18 protein-coding genes are annotated in these 17,541 nt (G+C 42.8%); all 18 read right to left on the minus strand.

Features of this window, described 5'->3' with window-relative positions:
• Nucleotides 1-129: 129 nt before the first annotated feature.
• Nucleotides 130-1,467, minus strand: coding sequence for a ribosome biogenesis GTPase Der (der, locus tag TY87_RS19785; RefSeq protein WP_072837715.1), 1,338 nt, complete (start codon nt 1,465-1,467; stop codon nt 130-132).
• Nucleotides 1,468-1,558: 91 nt separating this feature from the next.
• The gene (gene bamB / locus TY87_RS19790) at nt 1,559-2,692 is read right to left on the minus strand and encodes an outer membrane protein assembly factor BamB (protein ID WP_100188375.1); all 1,134 of its coding nucleotides are present in this window, start codon (nt 2,690-2,692) and stop codon (nt 1,559-1,561) included.
• 2 nt (nt 2,693-2,694) lie between these two features.
• A complete protein-coding gene (locus TY87_RS19795) occupies nt 2,695-3,336 on the minus strand; it encodes a YfgM family protein (RefSeq protein WP_100188400.1) in 642 nt (213 codons plus the stop codon).
• Between the two features lie 61 nt (nt 3,337-3,397).
• Nucleotides 3,398-4,672, minus strand: a complete 1,275-nt coding sequence (gene hisS / locus TY87_RS19800) for a histidine--tRNA ligase (protein WP_100188376.1) — start codon at nt 4,670-4,672, stop codon at nt 3,398-3,400.
• 9 nt (nt 4,673-4,681) lie between these two features.
• Nucleotides 4,682-5,794, minus strand: a complete 1,113-nt coding sequence (gene ispG, locus TY87_RS19805; protein WP_100188377.1) for a flavodoxin-dependent (E)-4-hydroxy-3-methylbut-2-enyl-diphosphate synthase — start codon at nt 5,792-5,794, stop codon at nt 4,682-4,684.
• An 8-nt stretch (nt 5,795-5,802) separates the two neighbouring features.
• A complete protein-coding gene (locus TY87_RS19810; protein WP_232617188.1) occupies nt 5,803-6,807 on the minus strand; it encodes a RodZ domain-containing protein in 1,005 nt (334 codons plus the stop codon).
• A 1-nt stretch (nt 6,808) separates the two neighbouring features.
• Complete coding sequence (locus TY87_RS19815; protein WP_100188379.1) at nt 6,809-7,528, minus strand: tetratricopeptide repeat protein; 720 nt, start codon at nt 7,526-7,528, stop codon at nt 6,809-6,811.
• Between the two features lie 42 nt (nt 7,529-7,570).
• On the minus strand, nt 7,571-8,686 hold the full coding sequence (rlmN, locus tag TY87_RS19820; protein WP_100188380.1) for a dual-specificity RNA methyltransferase RlmN: 1,116 nt from the start codon (nt 8,684-8,686) through the stop codon (nt 7,571-7,573).
• 145 nt (nt 8,687-8,831) lie between these two features.
• Nucleotides 8,832-9,239 carry a nucleoside-diphosphate kinase gene (ndk, locus tag TY87_RS19825; RefSeq protein ID WP_100188381.1) on the minus strand — a complete coding sequence of 136 codons (408 nt, stop codon included), beginning with the start codon at nt 9,237-9,239 and terminating at the stop codon, nt 8,832-8,834.
• 156 nt (nt 9,240-9,395) lie between these two features.
• Entirely contained in the window at nt 9,396-10,550 is a 1,155-nt protein-coding gene (locus TY87_RS19830) for an IscS subfamily cysteine desulfurase (protein ID WP_100188382.1), read from the minus strand.
• A 51-nt stretch (nt 10,551-10,601) separates the two neighbouring features.
• On the minus strand, nt 10,602-11,027 hold the full coding sequence (locus TY87_RS19835; RefSeq protein ID WP_012069064.1) for a SufE family protein: 426 nt from the start codon (nt 11,025-11,027) through the stop codon (nt 10,602-10,604).
• A gap of 117 nt (nt 11,028-11,144) precedes the next feature.
• Nucleotides 11,145-11,675 (minus strand): putative Fe-S cluster assembly protein SufT, encoded by a 531-nt coding sequence (gene sufT / locus TY87_RS19840; RefSeq protein ID WP_100188383.1) that lies wholly within the window; start codon nt 11,673-11,675, stop codon nt 11,145-11,147.
• Between the two features lie 4 nt (nt 11,676-11,679).
• Nucleotides 11,680-12,030 (minus strand): HesB/IscA family protein, encoded by a 351-nt coding sequence (locus TY87_RS19845; protein WP_100188384.1) that lies wholly within the window; start codon nt 12,028-12,030, stop codon nt 11,680-11,682.
• A gap of 9 nt (nt 12,031-12,039) precedes the next feature.
• Nucleotides 12,040-13,257 (minus strand): aminotransferase class V-fold PLP-dependent enzyme, encoded by a 1,218-nt coding sequence (locus TY87_RS19850; RefSeq protein WP_100188385.1) that lies wholly within the window; start codon nt 13,255-13,257, stop codon nt 12,040-12,042.
• An 11-nt stretch (nt 13,258-13,268) separates the two neighbouring features.
• A complete protein-coding gene (sufD, locus tag TY87_RS19855; protein WP_100188386.1) occupies nt 13,269-14,528 on the minus strand; it encodes a Fe-S cluster assembly protein SufD in 1,260 nt (419 codons plus the stop codon).
• A 3-nt stretch (nt 14,529-14,531) separates the two neighbouring features.
• Complete coding sequence (gene sufC, locus TY87_RS19860) at nt 14,532-15,317, minus strand: Fe-S cluster assembly ATPase SufC (protein ID WP_100188387.1); 786 nt, start codon at nt 15,315-15,317, stop codon at nt 14,532-14,534.
• Nucleotides 15,318-15,330: 13 nt separating this feature from the next.
• The gene (sufB, locus tag TY87_RS19865) at nt 15,331-16,767 is read right to left on the minus strand and encodes a Fe-S cluster assembly protein SufB (RefSeq protein WP_072837701.1); all 1,437 of its coding nucleotides are present in this window, start codon (nt 16,765-16,767) and stop codon (nt 15,331-15,333) included.
• A 74-nt stretch (nt 16,768-16,841) separates the two neighbouring features.
• On the minus strand, nt 16,842-17,330 hold the full coding sequence (gene iscR / locus TY87_RS19870) for a Fe-S cluster assembly transcriptional regulator IscR (RefSeq protein ID WP_100188388.1): 489 nt from the start codon (nt 17,328-17,330) through the stop codon (nt 16,842-16,844).
• Nucleotides 17,331-17,541: the final 211 nt, after the last annotated feature.

Here is a 17,541-nt window from a genome sequence, read left to right on the forward strand (position 1 = left end):
TGGCGCGAGAATAGTGAATAACCTTATATTTAGAAAGAGATTTCATACATTTTACATAAAAAAATCTCCAAGCCCCCCTGCATAACAAAGGCACTCAGAGATTCTTGAGTTATCTTTTAAAAATAACGATTATTTCTTAGGAGCAAACGGGTTTTCAGCCGATTTAAATTCAAAAATAATCGGTGTACCAGTAATGTTCAGCACAGTTCTAAATTTATTTTCAAGATAACGCTTATAGCTTCCTGGCAAAGAATCAGTCTGATTACCATGAACTACAATACGTGGTGGATTTGACCCACCTTGGTGAGCGTATCGAAGCTTGATTCGACGACTATTCACCATTGGAGGCTGGTGTTCTGCAATGGAATCTTCAAGAATTCTTGTCAAACGGTTTGTGGTCCATTTGGCATAACAAGACTCGTAAGTACTTTCAATCGTATCGTACAAATCACCGACACCAGTACCATGCAAGGCCGAGATGTAATGCACTTTAGCGTAAGGGACAAAACCCAAACGACGCTCAACTTCACTCTTGATATGCTCACGATCGTCTTTTTTAAGACCATCCCATTTATTGATGGCAATGATAACACCACGCCCCGCATCCAACACATAACCGATCATGTGTAGATCTTGCTCAACCAAATCTTCATGGGAGTCAATGACTACAATAACTACGTTAGCATCTTGAATGGCTTGCAAAGCCTTAACAATAGAAAACTTCTCAACCGCTTCTTTAACATGTTTACGGCGACGAATACCTGCGGTATCGATAAGAGTATATTCTTTATCGTTACGCACATAAGGAATATAAACACTGTCACGGGTGGTGCCTGGCATGTCATAAACCACAACACGATCTTCGCCTAGCATGCGGTTTACCAATGTAGATTTACCCACGTTTGGACGACCCACCACACCAATACGAATGCCACGTGACTCTATGCTAATTTGATTCTTGGCTTCTTCAACACGCTCTGCAAATGGCAACATGACCTTATCAATTAGGACATGTACGCCCTTACCATGAGAAGCAGCAATTGGGTGTAACTCACCAAAACCTAATGAATAAAAATCAGCCAAAGCGATATCTTCATTGATACCGTCGGTCTTATTCACCACAAGAGAAACCTGCTTATTAGAACGACGTAAATGACTAGCGATCATCTCGTCAGCAGGGTTCAGGCCATGACGGCCATCAACAAGAAACAAGACAACATCTGCTTCTTCTATCGCCAACAAAGACTGGCGTGCCATTTTTTCATCAATACCTTGCTCATCACCACTGATACCACCGGTATCAATGACGATAAATTCATGTTCACCAAGTTTACCGTCACCGTATTTTCGGTCACGGGTTAAGCCTGGATAATCGGCAACCAAAGCATCACGAGATCTCGTCAATTGATTGAAGAGAGTTGACTTGCCAACATTGGGTCTACCTACCAATGCAATAACTGGAATCATTTTTTTACCTATAAAAATACAAAGCGGCCACCACCCCTATAAAAGGGATGGCAGCCTCTTTAAAAATCGCTAAAAGAAATCGAAACTGATTTCAATAGCTCAATGCCGTCACATTAGAGTTCGGCGTAAGAATAAACAATTGCTTGTCATTTGCCACCATGCGACTACCTGGTGGGACGCCATTATCAGCTACTTTATGAGCTGCAACTTCGCCCGTTGTTAGATCAAGTAAATGAACATAACCACCGCGATCCATCACAGCAACATAGTCACGGAAAAATTCTGGCGTAATTAAATCTCGGTCTACAAGATCTTTATTTTCCCAAACCTCGGTGCCGTTTTTAGCGTTCAACGCAATGACTTTACTTGTCATATCAACCGCAACTAACAGCTCTCCTCGTACGGCAACACCTACAGAACTAGGAATACTACGCTGCCATAATGGGCGACCATTTTCAATCGAAAGAGCGGCAAGCGTACCATTGTAGGCAACAGCATAAACAACACCGTTTTCTACTACTAAACGACCATCGATATCGCTTAATCGCTCTATTTCATAACGCCCTTCAGGCTTACCGACCTCATACGACCAAAGTAAATTACCGTCTTGTAGCGAATAAGCTTTCAACTTACCGCTGGCAAAACCAGCAATAACCTTGCCGTCAGCAATAACTGGTGCGCTTGTACCACGTACTGTCAAAGATGGCAAATCTTCTTTCGCACGCCACTGAGTATCACCCGTTTCAGCATCAAGTACGCTTAACCAGCCATCAGCAGTTTGAATAGCCAATTTACCGGCAGCATAAGAGCCTTCCGACAACACTTCAGAACTTAACGTCTTTTCCCACAATATCGATTTACTTGTTAAAGAAACGGCAATCAGTTGAGCATCATACGTACCAAAATATACGACGTCACCATGGCGCGCCACACCTGCACTAGGTCTATATTCAGTTGAGAAAGTATCTTTTTTCTTTCCATTCTCTTGTGCAAGTTCGTAAACCGTTCCCTTAGCAGTGACAAAGAACAACGAACCGTTTTCTGCAACAAGATTAAAACGTTCACTAGACTCACCAAAATTACCATCCACACCAGTCCGCCACGATGTTTTTAAATTAACCTTACTTTCAATAGAAGGAAGGTCTGGCAAAGCTGGACGAGAGTTAGAGCAACCCTGAATGATCAAAGCAGTAAACAATACGACGAGAAAAAGAGACTTGCTCATAGTTAACCTTTCACCAAATCCTTAAGTTTAATATCAAGCAATGGATGATTTACACCAACGCCCAATGCCTCACCAGCCTTCTGATAAGCAATACGCGCATCATCACGCTTACCTTGTGAGATTAAAATATCACCAATCAATTCTTGCTGCTGTGCAGCAAACTCTTCTTCAGATACTTTTTCAACACGAGCCATAGCGCCAGCATAATCCTCTTTTTGAAGCATTAATCGCGCTACTCGTAGATTCGCAATCGCCACAAAAGAAATATCTTTTGTTTTGGCAATAGCATCATCCAATGCCTTAATTGCCTCATCGTATTTACCATTTTCAGCATCTACACGAGCCAAGAATAATTGACCGAACATTGCATAACCTGTGTCACCATAATCATCGGCAAGTTGCTTAGCGATAAAGACGACAGTTTTTTGATTATTTTCATCACTTAAATCAGCAGAGGCTTGGACCAAGTTTTGATAAAGCGCAGATGCTTCGCTAGTATAGTTAGCTTGGCTCGTTTTCCACCCCTGCCAACCAAAATAACCACCAACAGCAACAGCGATAACAACGACCAACATTATGCCGTTCTTTTTCCACCATGATTTAAACGCTTCGATTTGTTCTTCTTCAGTCTTTAATTCAGACACTTTTTCTTCCTCATGCAAGGTGCCGCCAAATATATGAGTAGCGACACTCCATTAAATCAAATTACAACTTGGCATTAATATAGTCAGCAACATCGTCAATTGAATGAGGCAGTTGCTCACCCGTTGACATATCTTTTACCTGACAAATACCGCTATCGATCTCGTCCTGTCCTAAAACAATCGTAAAACGAGCCTCTGAACGATCGGCTTTCTTCATTTGATTCTTAAAATTACCACCGCCACAGTGGCGCAAAACGACAAGGTTTGAATTCTTTTCACGCAATCGCTCAGCTAAAACAAAAGAAGCAAGCTCTGCATCATCCCCCATACTAATAACAAACACATCAGTAGAAAATTTCGCTTCATCTGGAGTCAAGTTTAACGTTTCAAGCAGAAGCACTAAACGCTCTATCCCCATAGCAAAACCAACAGCTGGCGTTGACTTTCCACCTAGCTGCTCGACCAAACCGTCATAACGGCCGCCCGCACAAACGGTTGCTTGAGAACCTAAATGTGTCGTAACCCATTCGAAAACAGTTTTACCGTAATAATCCAAACCACGCACTAAACGGCGGTTAATAACATACGATATACCATTAGCTTTCAAGATAGCTTGTAAAAGATCAAAATGAGCTTGTGACTCTTCGCCAATAAAATCCTCTAGATTTGGCGCGTCTTTAAGTACTGTCTGGGTCGACTCATCTTTAGAATCTAATATTCTTAATGGATTCGTACCTAGACGGCGCTGACTATCTTCATCCAGTTGATCTTTAAACTCAGTCAAATAATCAACTAAAGCTGCTTTATAAGTTTCACGCTCAGACGCCAAGCCGATGGTATTCAATTGCAGCTCAACATGCTCCAACAAACCGAGTTTTTTCCACAATCGAGCGGACAAAATAATTAACTCAGCGTCGATATCAGCAGACCCCATACCAAAAGATTCCACACCAATTTGATGAAATTGGCGATAGCGACCTTTTTGAGGACGTTCGTAACGGAACATCGGTCCTGTGTACCACAGACGCTGAGTTTGATTAAACAACAAACCTGCCTGATCCGCAGCACGAACACAACTTGCAGTACCTTCAGGACGTAAAGTCAAAGACTCACCATTACGATCATCAAAGGTATACATTTCTTTTTCTACAATATCCGTTGTTTCACCGACACCGCGTTTAAATAAATCCGTATTTTCAACGATAGGAAAACGAATTTGCTGATACCCATAAGACTTAACAACATCAGCCACTGTTTTTTCTAGATATAACCAAACAGAGGATTGATCAGGCAAAATGTCGTTCATTCCCCTGATCGCTTGAATTTTACGAGCCACAATGGATCCTTAATTTTTTACAATGATATTGGCTAATTCCCGCTCTTTAAGGAGAGCCTTTTTACGAATCATTCTTTCTAAATCATCAACAAGCGTTTCATTTTTCGTTTTGCTGTTCGGCTTACCATCTTGATAGATCAAGTTATTCGGCGAACCACCAGCAAGACCTATGTCCGCTTCTTTTGCTTCACCCGGACCATTCACTACACAACCAATAACAGCAACGTCCATTGGGACAGTAATGTCATCAAGACGCTCTTCTAATTCATTCATTGTCTTAATAACATCGAAATTCTGACGAGAGCAGCTTGGGCAAGCAATAAAATTAATGCCACGATTACGCAACTTCAAACTACGCAACATATCCCAACCGACTTTGATCTCCTGGACAGGATCGGCCGCTAGAGAAACTCGTAGCGTATCGCCGATTCCATCCATTAAAAGCAAACCAAGACCAATCGAAGATTTGACTGTACCAGAACGCAACCCACCAGCTTCAGTAATCCCTAAATGCAGCGGATTATCTATTTGGCTGGCAATTTTACGATATGCTTCAACTGTCATGAAAATATCAGATGCTTTCAAACTCAGCTTATACTCATGAAAATCCAACTCATCAAAATATTGGATTTGACGAAAAGCAGATTCAACTAAAGCATCAGGAGTCGGTTCACCGTATTTCTTTTGTAGATCTTTTTCCAAAGACCCCGCATTAACCCCAATACGAATGGGAATATTTTTGTCTCGAGCGCAATCAACAACCGCACGAATACGGTCTTTATTGCCGATATTACCTGGATTAATCCGAAGGCAATCGACTCCATATTCAGCCACTTTCAAAGCGATTTTATAATCGAAATGAATATCTGCGACCAATGGAATCGAAACGGCTTCACGTATTTTTTTGAACGCTTCAGCAGCATCCATAGATGGAATAGAAACACGAACAATATCGGCACCGGCATCGGCAATAGCACGAATCTGAGCCACGGTAGCATCAACATCACAAGTTTCTGTGTTCGTCATACTCTGAACACTAATTGGCGCACCACCGCCAACCGGTACATTCCCAACCATGATCTGACGAGAATGACGGCGTTTTATAGGTGATTCAAAATGCATAAGAGTCTCTACTTGAGCTCAAATCGAGCCAAATCTTTATTTGTAAAAGAAGAAAAATCGAATACTTCACCTTTGTATTTCAAAGATGAAACGCCTTTCGCGTAACCCAATACGACGCGATAAGGAGCTTTACCAGTTAGTGATAACTGACTACCAGCAGATTTCACGCCAGAAAACAGGATTTTACCCGAAGCATCACGCACTTCAGTCCAACAATCTGCATCAAAAGCAATTTCAACCTCATCAGTATAAGAAGGTACTTTCGGCGTTGCTACAAGTTCAGCAGGAACTTCTGCCGTTGCTCTAACAACATCTTCAGGCCTAACGCCAGCTTCTTCCAGAATTGCCATTGTTTCAGCAGAAAGACCAGTTACAACACCACCATTGTCAGCGGGCTTATCAACCTGAACACTAGCAGCTTGCTCATCATTTCCTGAAGCAACATCCGTACCCGTACTAGAGTTTGAACTAGAAACATTAGCAATAGCTAAAGGCTCATTTGAGTCATCCATAAGAGATTCATTAGAAGCAGGTTCAGGTGCAGTAGTGGGCTCACTTACTTCACTCTTAATTTCATTTGGCACGACAGGCTTGCTTGGCTGAGAAGGCCACCAAAAAACTAAAAATACTAGAACAGCAATAATAACTACAGAAATGAATATAACGATTGGATCGCCAAAGTTCGTCTGCTTATTTACCTTATCTACAGGCTTAATTGTTGGCTCTGCATCTTCTCGCTCGCTATCAAATGCGCGTAACATTTCAGAGGGCTCTATCCCTAAAAGACGGCAATAGCTTTTCAAGAATCCTCTAGCAAAAGTTATGGATCGGAAGTATTTAAAATTATTCGCTTCAAGTGCTCTAACTTGATCGATAGGAATTTTTAGTGCGGTAGCAACATGCCTTTCATCAAACTCTAGCTCTAATCTTTTTGCCTTTAATCTATTACCAATATTTATGGTGTCCATATTTGTTTTACTTACAGAAGCATCCGTTTGAAATTCAGTTGTCATGTCAATACCTTGAGCCATTCAGGCATGTAAAATTACTCGCAGATGAATACAGTGTAGGGTCAGTTTCGCGTGCAATTAAATGCCGCGACAGACAGTTATACTCATCAAAATGCACCGATCCTCGGGCAGTTTCTTTATCAGCCTGGATATTATTAAAAATTAAGCGAGCTTTGTCATTACTACCCTGTATTAAAACAAGATTGAGCTCCGTCATCAAACCAATCAGAGGCAAATCCGCAATTTCTTTTGCTTGTTTTAGATAGATTCCGGCTAAATTTACTTGATTCTGACGTATAGCACACCTAGAAAGATTAATTTGCACTGATTGACGCTTTGACAAGCCTTTTTCACCTGCTTTTTCGAAAGCCTCACAAGCCTCATCCCAATGTTTCTTCAGCCCCAAAAGCACTCCATAGTTATTCCATATAAAATCATCATAGGGAAACTTCTGTAGAGCTTTTTCATGCACCAAAAGTGCCTTGTTATAATCTTCAATACTCAGCCAATACAAACTAAGCAATCGCCAATAATCACGACGCCGATAAGCAACATCAATCTGGTCCAGTTTCTTTTTCGCCAACCCCAACTGCCCTAATAAAAGATGCGCCTGAACAATCGACAGCTTTTTAGATTCCGAAATAGGAGGCGGGTCTGGAGAAACAACTTGATAGGCACAAGACGTACAAAGCAAACAATACAATAAAAATAGCAATAAACGCATACCGACATCCTTGTCATATACAGAATCAATGATTCAAATAGATTAACTCTTCACTTCGCGCAACTCTATGTATTTTTGACTACGACGAGTTTTGTCCTGAAAGTCTCCAACCAATTGACCACAAGCCGCATCTATATCATCGCCACGAGTCGTTCGAACTGTAACGGTATAACCGGCATCAGCCAGAATCTTCTGGAAACGACGAGTGCGATTATTAGACGGTTTTTCATACCCAGAATGAGGGAATGGGTTAAATGGAATCAAGTTGATTTTACATTCCAATACTTTAAGAAGCTCAGCCAATTCATGTGCCTGCTCTTCATTGTCATTCACACCTGACATCAAGGTATATTCGATCGTGATGTGTCGTTTATCTGGCAAGTTTGCCAAATAAAACTGACAAGCCTCAAGCAGCTCAGCAATCGGGTATTTTTTATTAATTGGCACTAACTCATTACGCAGCGCATCGTTTGGTGCATGCAATGAAATCGCCAATGACACATCAGTACGTTTTACCAATTCATAGATTTTAGGTACAACACCAGAAGTGCTCAAGGTTACACGACGCTTTGACAACCCATAAGCGTGATCATGCATCATCAGGATCATCGCATCAACAACAGGCTCAAAGTTCATCAATGGTTCGCCCATACCCATCATCACCACATTTGTAACACGACGAGGACCATTAGGGTCCATAGGGCCAAACGATTTAATCGCGATCCAAACCTGACCAATAATTTCTGCGGGTGTTAAATTACGATTAAAACCTTGCTTGCCCGTTGAGCAAAAACTGCAATCCAAAGAGCAGCCTACTTGCGAAGACACACACAAAGTAGCTCTATCACCATCAGGAATCAAAACCGTTTCAACACAATCGTTTTTACCCCCTTCAGTACGAATAATCCACTTACGCGTGCCATCAGTAGAGATATTCTGCGAAACCACTTCTGGACCACGAATCTCACAAATCTGCTCTAATTTTGCACGTAACGCCTTGCTGACATCGGTCATTTCTTCGAAGCTTTCCGCTCCCTTTTGATGGATCCATTTGATCACTTGAGTAGCGCGAAATTTCTTCTCGCCAATGGATTCAAAGAATTCAATCAGTTTGTCGGGGGATAAACCCAAAAGGTTTACTTTTTTGATGTCAGTCATAATTCAATGTCGCTTGCTGTAGGTAGCATTAAGTGTAAACGAAAAAAGCCTCTGAAAAGAAAAGTCTTTTCAGAAGCCTCTGTAAAAAAGCGGGCTAGCGCCCGCTTTTACAAAACAGATCGGACATAAAGGTCCTAGCTGTCAATTACTTACCGAAGAAGTAAGCAATTTCACGAGTTGCAGATTCAACAGAATCAGAACCATGAACAGCGTTTGCATCGATAGAAGTTGCGTAATCTGCGCGCAAAGTACCAGCAGAAGCTTCTTTAGGGTTAGTTGCACCCATAAGCTCACGGTGACGAAGAACAGCGCCTTCACCTTCAAGAACAGAAACAACAACAGGACCAGAAGTCATGAAAGCAACCAAATCTTTGTAGAAAGGACGCTCTTTGTGCTCAGCGTAGAAACCACCAGCCAGTGCGTCGTCTAGTTGAATCATTTTAGCTTCAACGATTTTGAAACCAGCGCGTTCAAAACGAGTGTAGATTTCGCCAATTACGTTTTTCGCAACAGCATCAGGCTTGATGATAGATAGAGTGCGTTCTAACGCCATGATATAACTCCAAATTAAATTTAAAGGGGCGATGCCTTTTGCATGGCCCAGGACTTAAAAGTTCAGCGCGCGTATTATACGCACCAATTCATTAAAATTGTATGATCAAACGAACATTATTTATTCAAACAGATATAAAAATACTAATTCTTACGCTCAAGCCACAGATCTAAGACGGCTCACTGCGTTTTTAATAGTTTCGGCTGCAAAATTCACCTCTTCCTCGGTAGTAAAGCGCCCAACAGAAAGGCGCAAGGAGCTATGCGCCAGATCATCAGCCAAACCAATCGTACGTAAAACATAAGACGGCTCTAGACTAGCGGAAGTACAAGCTGAACCAGAAGACACTGCGATATCGCTCAAAGACATCAACAACACTTCCCCATCAACACCAGAGAACCCCACATTCAACACACCGGCAACGCGGTTATCTGAGTCACCATTAAGGTGCACGCCAGATAACTCAGTCAAAGACGACCACAAACGTTCGCGCAAAGCTTTGATACGAGCACAATCCTGCTCCATTTCTTCACCCGCCAAACGAAACGCTTCACCCATACCAACGATTTGATGCGTTGCCAATGTGCCAGAGCGCATACCACGCTCATGACCACCACCGTGAATCTGCGCCTCTAACTTGATCTTCGGAGAACGACGTACAAACAAGGCACCAATGCCCTTTGGTCCATAGGTTTTATGAGCCGTCAGTGACATTAAATCCACCTTCATGGCATTTACATCAATTTCAACTTTACCTGTGGTTTGCGCCGCATCTACATGAAGAAAAACACCACGAGCGCGAGTTAACTCACCAATTGCAGCAATATCCGTCAGCACACCAAGCTCATTATTGCCATGCATCAAAGACACTAAAATTGTATCTTCACGAAGCGCTTCTGCAACCTGATTAGGTGAAATCACACCATGAACATCAGGCTGCAAATAAGTCACTTCAAAGCCTTCTTTTTCAAGCTGCTTGCAAGGGTCTAAAACCGCCTTGTGCTCAATCATCGAAGTAATAATATGGCGGCCTTTTTGGCGATAAGCATGAGCAACACCTTTCAGCGCCAAGTTGTTTGCTTCTGTCGCACCGGATGTCCAAACAATCTCACGAGAATCCGCTTTAATTAAACTAGCCACCTGCAATCTAGCCTCTTCTACCGCCTCTTCCGCACGCCAACCAAAAAGATGCGAACGCGAAGCCGGGTTTCCAAAGTTGCCGTCCTGCGTTAAACACGCCATCATTTTTTCAGCCACTCTTGGGTCAACTGGCGTGGTAGCAGAATTATCTAGGTAAACCGGGGTGTTCATTTAAAGCTCTCCAATAAAAATTAAACGGCTGCTTTTTTACAATTAAAAAAGTTAAGCGGCAGCCTGTGCGATGCCTTTTATGCGACCCACAATAGAACGCAGACCATTGCCACGAGTTGGACTCAAGTGCCTTTCAAGATCCAGCTCTTCGAAATACGCTGTAATATCGAAATCTAAAATTTCTTGCGGTGTTTTATGATCCAATGCTGCCAACACCAAACCAAGTAAACCACGAACAATAATGGCATCACTGTCTACCGAAAAAGTCAGCACTTCGCCCTTTATGGCATCTTGCTCACTGCCTGGCTGAATCCAAACACTGCTCTGGCAGCCTTTTACCAAACGTTCAGGCGTGCGCCACGCATCATCAAATGCTGGCAAAGATTTACCCAAATCAATAATGTACTTGTACTTATCTTCCCAATCGTCAAAAAACGACAGATCGTCTACGATGTCTTCTGTACTAGGTAAAGCCATGACTACCCTCTTTTTGCACTAAGCCTATTAAAACAAAAACGGCATTGGCTAAAAGCCAAGGCCGTTTCATATTGTATTCGATTTTAATGAATGACCGAAGCTATCAAAAGAAAGCCATTAAAAGAAAAGACCCGCTTCCAATTGAGCTTCTTCACTCATCATTTCTCGCGCCCAAGGTGGATCAAATACCAAATCAACTTTCACTGAGTCGACATTTGGCACTTTCGCCACTCGATACTTAACATCACCAACCAACACAGGCCCCATTCCGCAACCTGGCGCCGTTAATGTCATATCGATCAAAACAGTTTTTGAATCTTGATCTAACCTCACTTTATACACCAAGCCTAACGATACTAGGCTGATCGGAATCTCTGGATCATAAATTGTGTCTAGCGCTTGCCAGACTTGCTCTTCACTAATGTCACCCGTACCGAGATCTTCAAAATCTAAAACCTCGGGTTGCTGACCAATTGCTTCAGCATCAGTTCCATCTATACGCAGCATATTACCTTGCCACGTAACAGTGTAATTACCGCCCAAACTCTGATTAATCGTAATAAACTGACCTTCAGGAATACTAACTGGTTCACCGCTTGGCACTCGTCGAGCTGGACAAGGGCGCTGTGTTACTACCATTTTTTGCATGAAGTTAACTCACACTAAAGCTTTCGCCACAGCCACATTCGGCTACAACGTTAGGGTTTTTAAACTTCACAACTTCGTTAACGCCTTCGCGTACCAAGTCAATCTCAGTGCCTTTCAGCATGGAAGTGGATTGCGAATCAACCGCAAGGGTGACATTGCCAAAATCCAAAACAGTGTCATTCTCTAAAGCAGCATCAACAATATCAAGTACATAGGAAAAGCCCGTACATCCGCTTTCTTTGGTACTTAATCGAATCAGCTTGCCTGGTTGCTTTGTCAACTTAGAGGCAAAATATTTCTGTGCAGAAGCGGTTAAAGACACGCTAGAGACAGGATCAAACGTTGTTACTGTCATTGAAACCTCCTAAGCCAGCATTGTTCGCACTTTTTTCAGTGCCGCAAACAAAGCGTCAACTTCTTCTAATGTATTATAAATCGCGAACGAAGCTCGCGCAGTACCAGGAACATTAAAACGCGCCATCAAAGGCTGCGCGCAATGATCACCAGTACGAACAGCAATCCCCTGACGGTCTAACAAAAAACCGATGTCAGCAGGATGCCCTTGATCCATTACAAAGCTCAGCACACCAATTTTTTCTTTGGCAGTACCAATAATGGTTAAGCCTTCGAATTGCTCAGCAAGCTCTGTGGCATGATCCAGCAAGGCTTTTTCGTGTGCCGCAACAGCGTCTTGATCCAAGGCGCTAAACCAACGAATCGCCTCACCCATAGCAATGGCATCACCCACATTTGGCGTGCCCGCTTCAAAGCGATAAGGCAAGACATTCCATGTAGCGTCTTGCAAAGTCACGGTGGAAATCATCTCGCCACCGGTGCGCCAAACAGGCCAAGTCGATAAAACAGACTCTTTACCCCAAAGCACACCAACACCCATCGGCCCATAAATTTTATGACCTGAAAAGGCATAAAAATCACAACCTATATCCTGCACATCTACATGACCATGAGCGGCACCTTGAGCGCCATCCACTAAAACCCAAGCACCAACTTTTTTTGCTTTCTCCGTCATTTCTTTAATCGGGTTCACTGTACCCAATGCATTAGAAACATGTGGAAAAGCGACAAACTTAGTATACTCATTTAGCATGGCATCATAAGCAGCTTGATCTAATTCACCAGCATCCGTCACTGGAATGGTTCTTAGAGTCGCACCAGACACTTTACATGCTTGCTGCCAAGTCACAAGATTGGCATGGTGATCCATTCCTGTAGCAATAACTTCATCACCCGGTAACAACAAAGAACCCAAACCATTTGCGACAATATTAATCGCTTCAGTTGTGCCAGTAGTCCAAATGACTTCTTCGCGTTTCGGCGCATTAATAAAGTCTTTTACGATGTCGCGTGCGTCTTCAAAACGACGCGTGGCTTCATCCGCAAGACGATGGGCACCACGGTGCACATTGGAATTGCATGTCGTGTAGTAATCCACCAAAGCATCAATCACGCACTGTGGTTTTTGCGTTGTCGCTGCATTATCGAGATAAATAAGCGGATTACCGTCAATGACGCGCTTTAAAATCGGAAATTGCTCGCGGATAGCCGCTACATCAAAACTCATTCGATTCTCGCTTATTTCACTTCCATCTGCGCAAAACGTTCACGGATAATCGGACGAATCCACTCCGCTAACGCTGCATTTGGCATTAAATCAATCAGCTCGTTAATAAAACCAAAGTTAAGCATAACTTGCGCCTTCGAACGGCTAACACCGCGAGTCTGCAAGTAATACAGAGCTTGCTTATCAATCTGAGCAACCGTTGCACCATGAGCACATTTCACATCGTCAGCGTAAATCTCTAACTCAGGCTTGGTATTAATCTCGGCTTTATCGGATAACAACAAGTTGCGGTTGTTTAACTCTGCCAAGGTTTTCTGTGCATCGCGGTGAATATGAATACGGCCATTAAATACCGCACGCGCACGATCCGCGACGATACAGCGAACGTTTTCTTCAGTTTTGCCATTTGGCTTAGCGTGTTCAACGGTCGCATGAAGATCAAACAGCTCTTTACCATCCAGCAAATACATGGCATTTAACTTGGCATCAGCAAACTCACCAGCATGAATAATATCTGTATCCAAACGAGACAAGTCACTACCAAAACCAACAATTGTACTGTTCATTTTCGCATGGTCATGCAAGTTAAAATGACTGCCACCAATAGCAACGTTGCTACCCGTTTGCAGTGCAAAACGGTAATGTTCTAGACGTGCATTGGCCGCCACATTGTATTCAACAAATGCCGTATTTAAACTATCGCCTTGTGCTTGCACATCTTCAATAACGACTAATCGCGAACCCGCCGCCAGAGCAACTTGAACACGTGTATGAGATTCTGCACCTTGACTTAGCAAAGAACTAATACGAATCGGTTGAGTAATCTCAACACCTTCCGCAACAGTCACAACGACAACATCTTGTGCCAGCGCATCGTTTACTAGACCAAAGATATGGCGCTCAGGTTTAATCATTGAAAAAACACTTAGCGCATCAGTTTGTTCAGCCAAACCTAAATCGCTACCTAAGGAGATAGACAAACCTTCAGGCAACGTTTTCGTTAATTGAGCTTGATCAAACTGACCGTTTACAAATACCAATTCAATAGCCGATAAATCCGCAATGGCAACTGGCGACAAATCAACTTTATCGCTTATTACTTTAGCTTGCGTACGCTCTACCGGGCGAAGTGGCGTGTAACGCCACGCTTCGGTTTTACGTGTTGGCCATTTGGTATTTGCTAAAAGTTCAAGTGCGTGTGCTCGCTTTGGAGCAAGCCAATCATTGATACCTTGCGCTCGAGCAATGGCGCTTTCTAACCATTCACTCATGAATTACCCCTCAAGTTCGTCTTCAGCCGGCTCTTTCTGCAACCAAGCGTAACCTTGAGCTTCTAACTCAAGTGCAAGGGAAGCATCACCACTCTTAACGATTTTACCGTCAGACAATACATGCACGAAGTCAGGCTTAATGTAATCCAAAAGACGCTGATAATGCGTTACAACAACAAAGCTACGATCAGCAGAACGTTGGCTATTCACGCCTTCAGCAACCACTTGCAAGGCATCGATATCCAAACCAGAATCGGTTTCATCTAGGATGCAAAGCTTTGGCTTAAGCAATAACATTTGCATTAGCTCATTACGCTTTTTCTCACCACCAGAGAAGCCTTCATTAACACCACGCTTCAAGAAAGCCACTGGCAAGTTAACTTGCTTACAAGCCGCTTTGGCTTCTTTCAAAAAATCAGCAGAAGTAATGGCGTCTTCGCCACGTGCTTTACGCTGCGCATCAACTGATGCTTTTAAGAATTCTAAGTTGCTTACACCAGGAATTTCGACAGGGTATTGGAACGCTAAGAATAAACCAGCACGAGCACGGTCTTCTGTCTCCATTTCCAACAAGTCTTCACCATCAAGCGTCACACTACCGCTGTCTACAGTATAACCATCACGACCTGATAGAACATAACCAAGCGTACTTTTACCGGCGCCATTTGGCCCCATGATCGCGTGTACTTCACCTGGTTTGATGTCTAAATCCAACCCTTTGATGATCTGTTTTTCTTCAACGCTGGCGTGCAAATCTTTTATCGTCAACAAACTTTTCGTGTTCGACATCTTTAATAATTCCTTAACCTACTGAGCCTTCAAGGCTTATTTCTAGTAACTTGCCCGCTTCGACGGCAAATTCCATTGGTAATTCTTTAAATACTTCCTTACAGAAGCCATTCACAATCATGGATACGGCTTTTTCGGGATCAAGACCACGCTGACGACACAAAAACATCTGCTCGTCACTGACCTTCGACGTCGTTGCTTCATGCTCAATAATTGCAGAAGGGTTACGGCTTTCCACATAAGGGAAAGTGTGCGCTCCGCACTGATCGCCAATCAACAAAGAATCACACTGTGTGAAATTACGTGCGCCTTCGGCACCTGGATTCATACGAACAAGACCACGGTAACTGTTGTTACTTCGGCCTGCCGAGATACCTTTAGAAATGATGGTGGACTTGGTGTTCTTACCAATGTGAATCATTTTAGTGCCCGTATCTGCTTGCTGACGACCACGCGTCAAAGCAACCGAGTAAAACTCACCAACACTGTTATCGCCTTTCAAAATACAGCTTGGGTACTTCCAAGTAACAGAAGAACCTGTCTCTACTTGCGTCCAAGAAATTTTGGCATTGGTATGACAAATGCCGCGCTTGGTTACAAAATTGTAAATACCGCCTTTACCGTTTTCATCACCTGGATACCAGTTTTGAACCGTTGAGTATTTTATCTCAGCGTTATCCATAGCAACCAATTCTACAACGGCAGCATGCAGCTGATTTTCATCACGCTGAGGTGCAGTACAGCCTTCAAGATAACTGACATGGCTCCCTTCATCCGCAATGATCAAAGTACGCTCAAATTGACCGGTATTTTGTTCGTTAATACGGAAGTAAGTAGACAATTCCATCGGGCAGCGAGTGCCTTTAGGAATATAAACAAAAGAACCATCAGTAAAGACAGCACAGTTCAACGCCGCATAGTAGTTGTCTTTCTTCGGAACAACGCTACCAATGTACTTTTTAACAAGATCTGGGTATTTATGCAGTGCTTCAGAAATCGGGCAAAAAATAACACCGGCTTCTTCAAGCTTTTCACGGAATGTGGTCACAACAGAGACAGAGTCAAATACCGCATCAACTGCGATGCCGGCCAACATTTGTTGCTCTATCAGAGGAATGCCAAGTTTTTCATAAGTACGCAGTAATTCAGGGTCAACCTCGTCCAAAGACTTAGGTTTATCTTTCATACTTTTTGGAGCTGAATAGTAAGAAATAGACTGAAAATCTATTTTCGGATAGTCAACCAATGCCCATTCAGGCTCTTCCATTTCTAACCATTCACGAAATGCACTTAGGCGCCATTCGAGCATCCATTCAGGCTCGCCTTTCATTTCAGAAATACGTCGGATTACATTTTCATCCAAACCGGGCTCAAATGTTTCTGATTCTACATCAGACACAAAACCCGCTTCGTATTCCCGTGCCAGCGCCTTATCTATCTGCTCAGTCATATAAAAACTCACTCAATTATAGTCACTAACGCACTGTGAATCAGCGCATTAAGCTCTACTAATTTATTCTCTATTTAATCAACAATGGCCGCGCTAATTTTGTCATTTTCAAGACAACGTTGTCGGCTTTCGAATTCTTGCCGTTCAGCAACTTGGCGCACATCATTTCGACGTACGAGTTGATCGAGGCTAATTTGATTTAAAAAATCGTGTATTTGATCACTTAAATCACACCACAAATGGTGGGTAAGACAAGTATTACCACTTTGGCAGTCACTTCGTCCTCTGCAACCTGTTGCGTCGACGGACTCGTTAACAGCATCGACTATCTGCGCAACAAAAATATCATGATTCGAACGGCTAAGACGGTATCCACCACCGGGACCTCTTACACTATTAACCAATGACTTTTTACGAAGCTTGGAGAACAGTTGTTCAAGATAAGATAACGATATCCCTTGTCGACTCGAAATATCAGATAAAGACACTGGCCCTTGATCCGAATGCAATGCCAGATCAAGCATGGCGGTTACCGCATAACGACCTTTTGTTGTCAGGCGCATAAGCTATCCAATTAAAATTATTCAGTGAGGGTAAATAGTACACAAAACCTACTGTTTTGATCAAGTATTTACCTGACTATTTTAGTAGGTTATTACTCACGTGTAATAATCCGTGTGTATTTTACGTGTACTAGGGAAAAAACTAAACTATTGAATACGTATAAAAAGGGGCACCATCACTATTCGGTAAATCATAGATAATAAAAGCCTT

The organism is Marinomonas sp. BSi20584, assembly GCF_002792415.1.
Classification (GTDB): Bacteria; Pseudomonadota; Gammaproteobacteria; order Pseudomonadales; family Marinomonadaceae; genus Marinomonas; species Marinomonas polaris.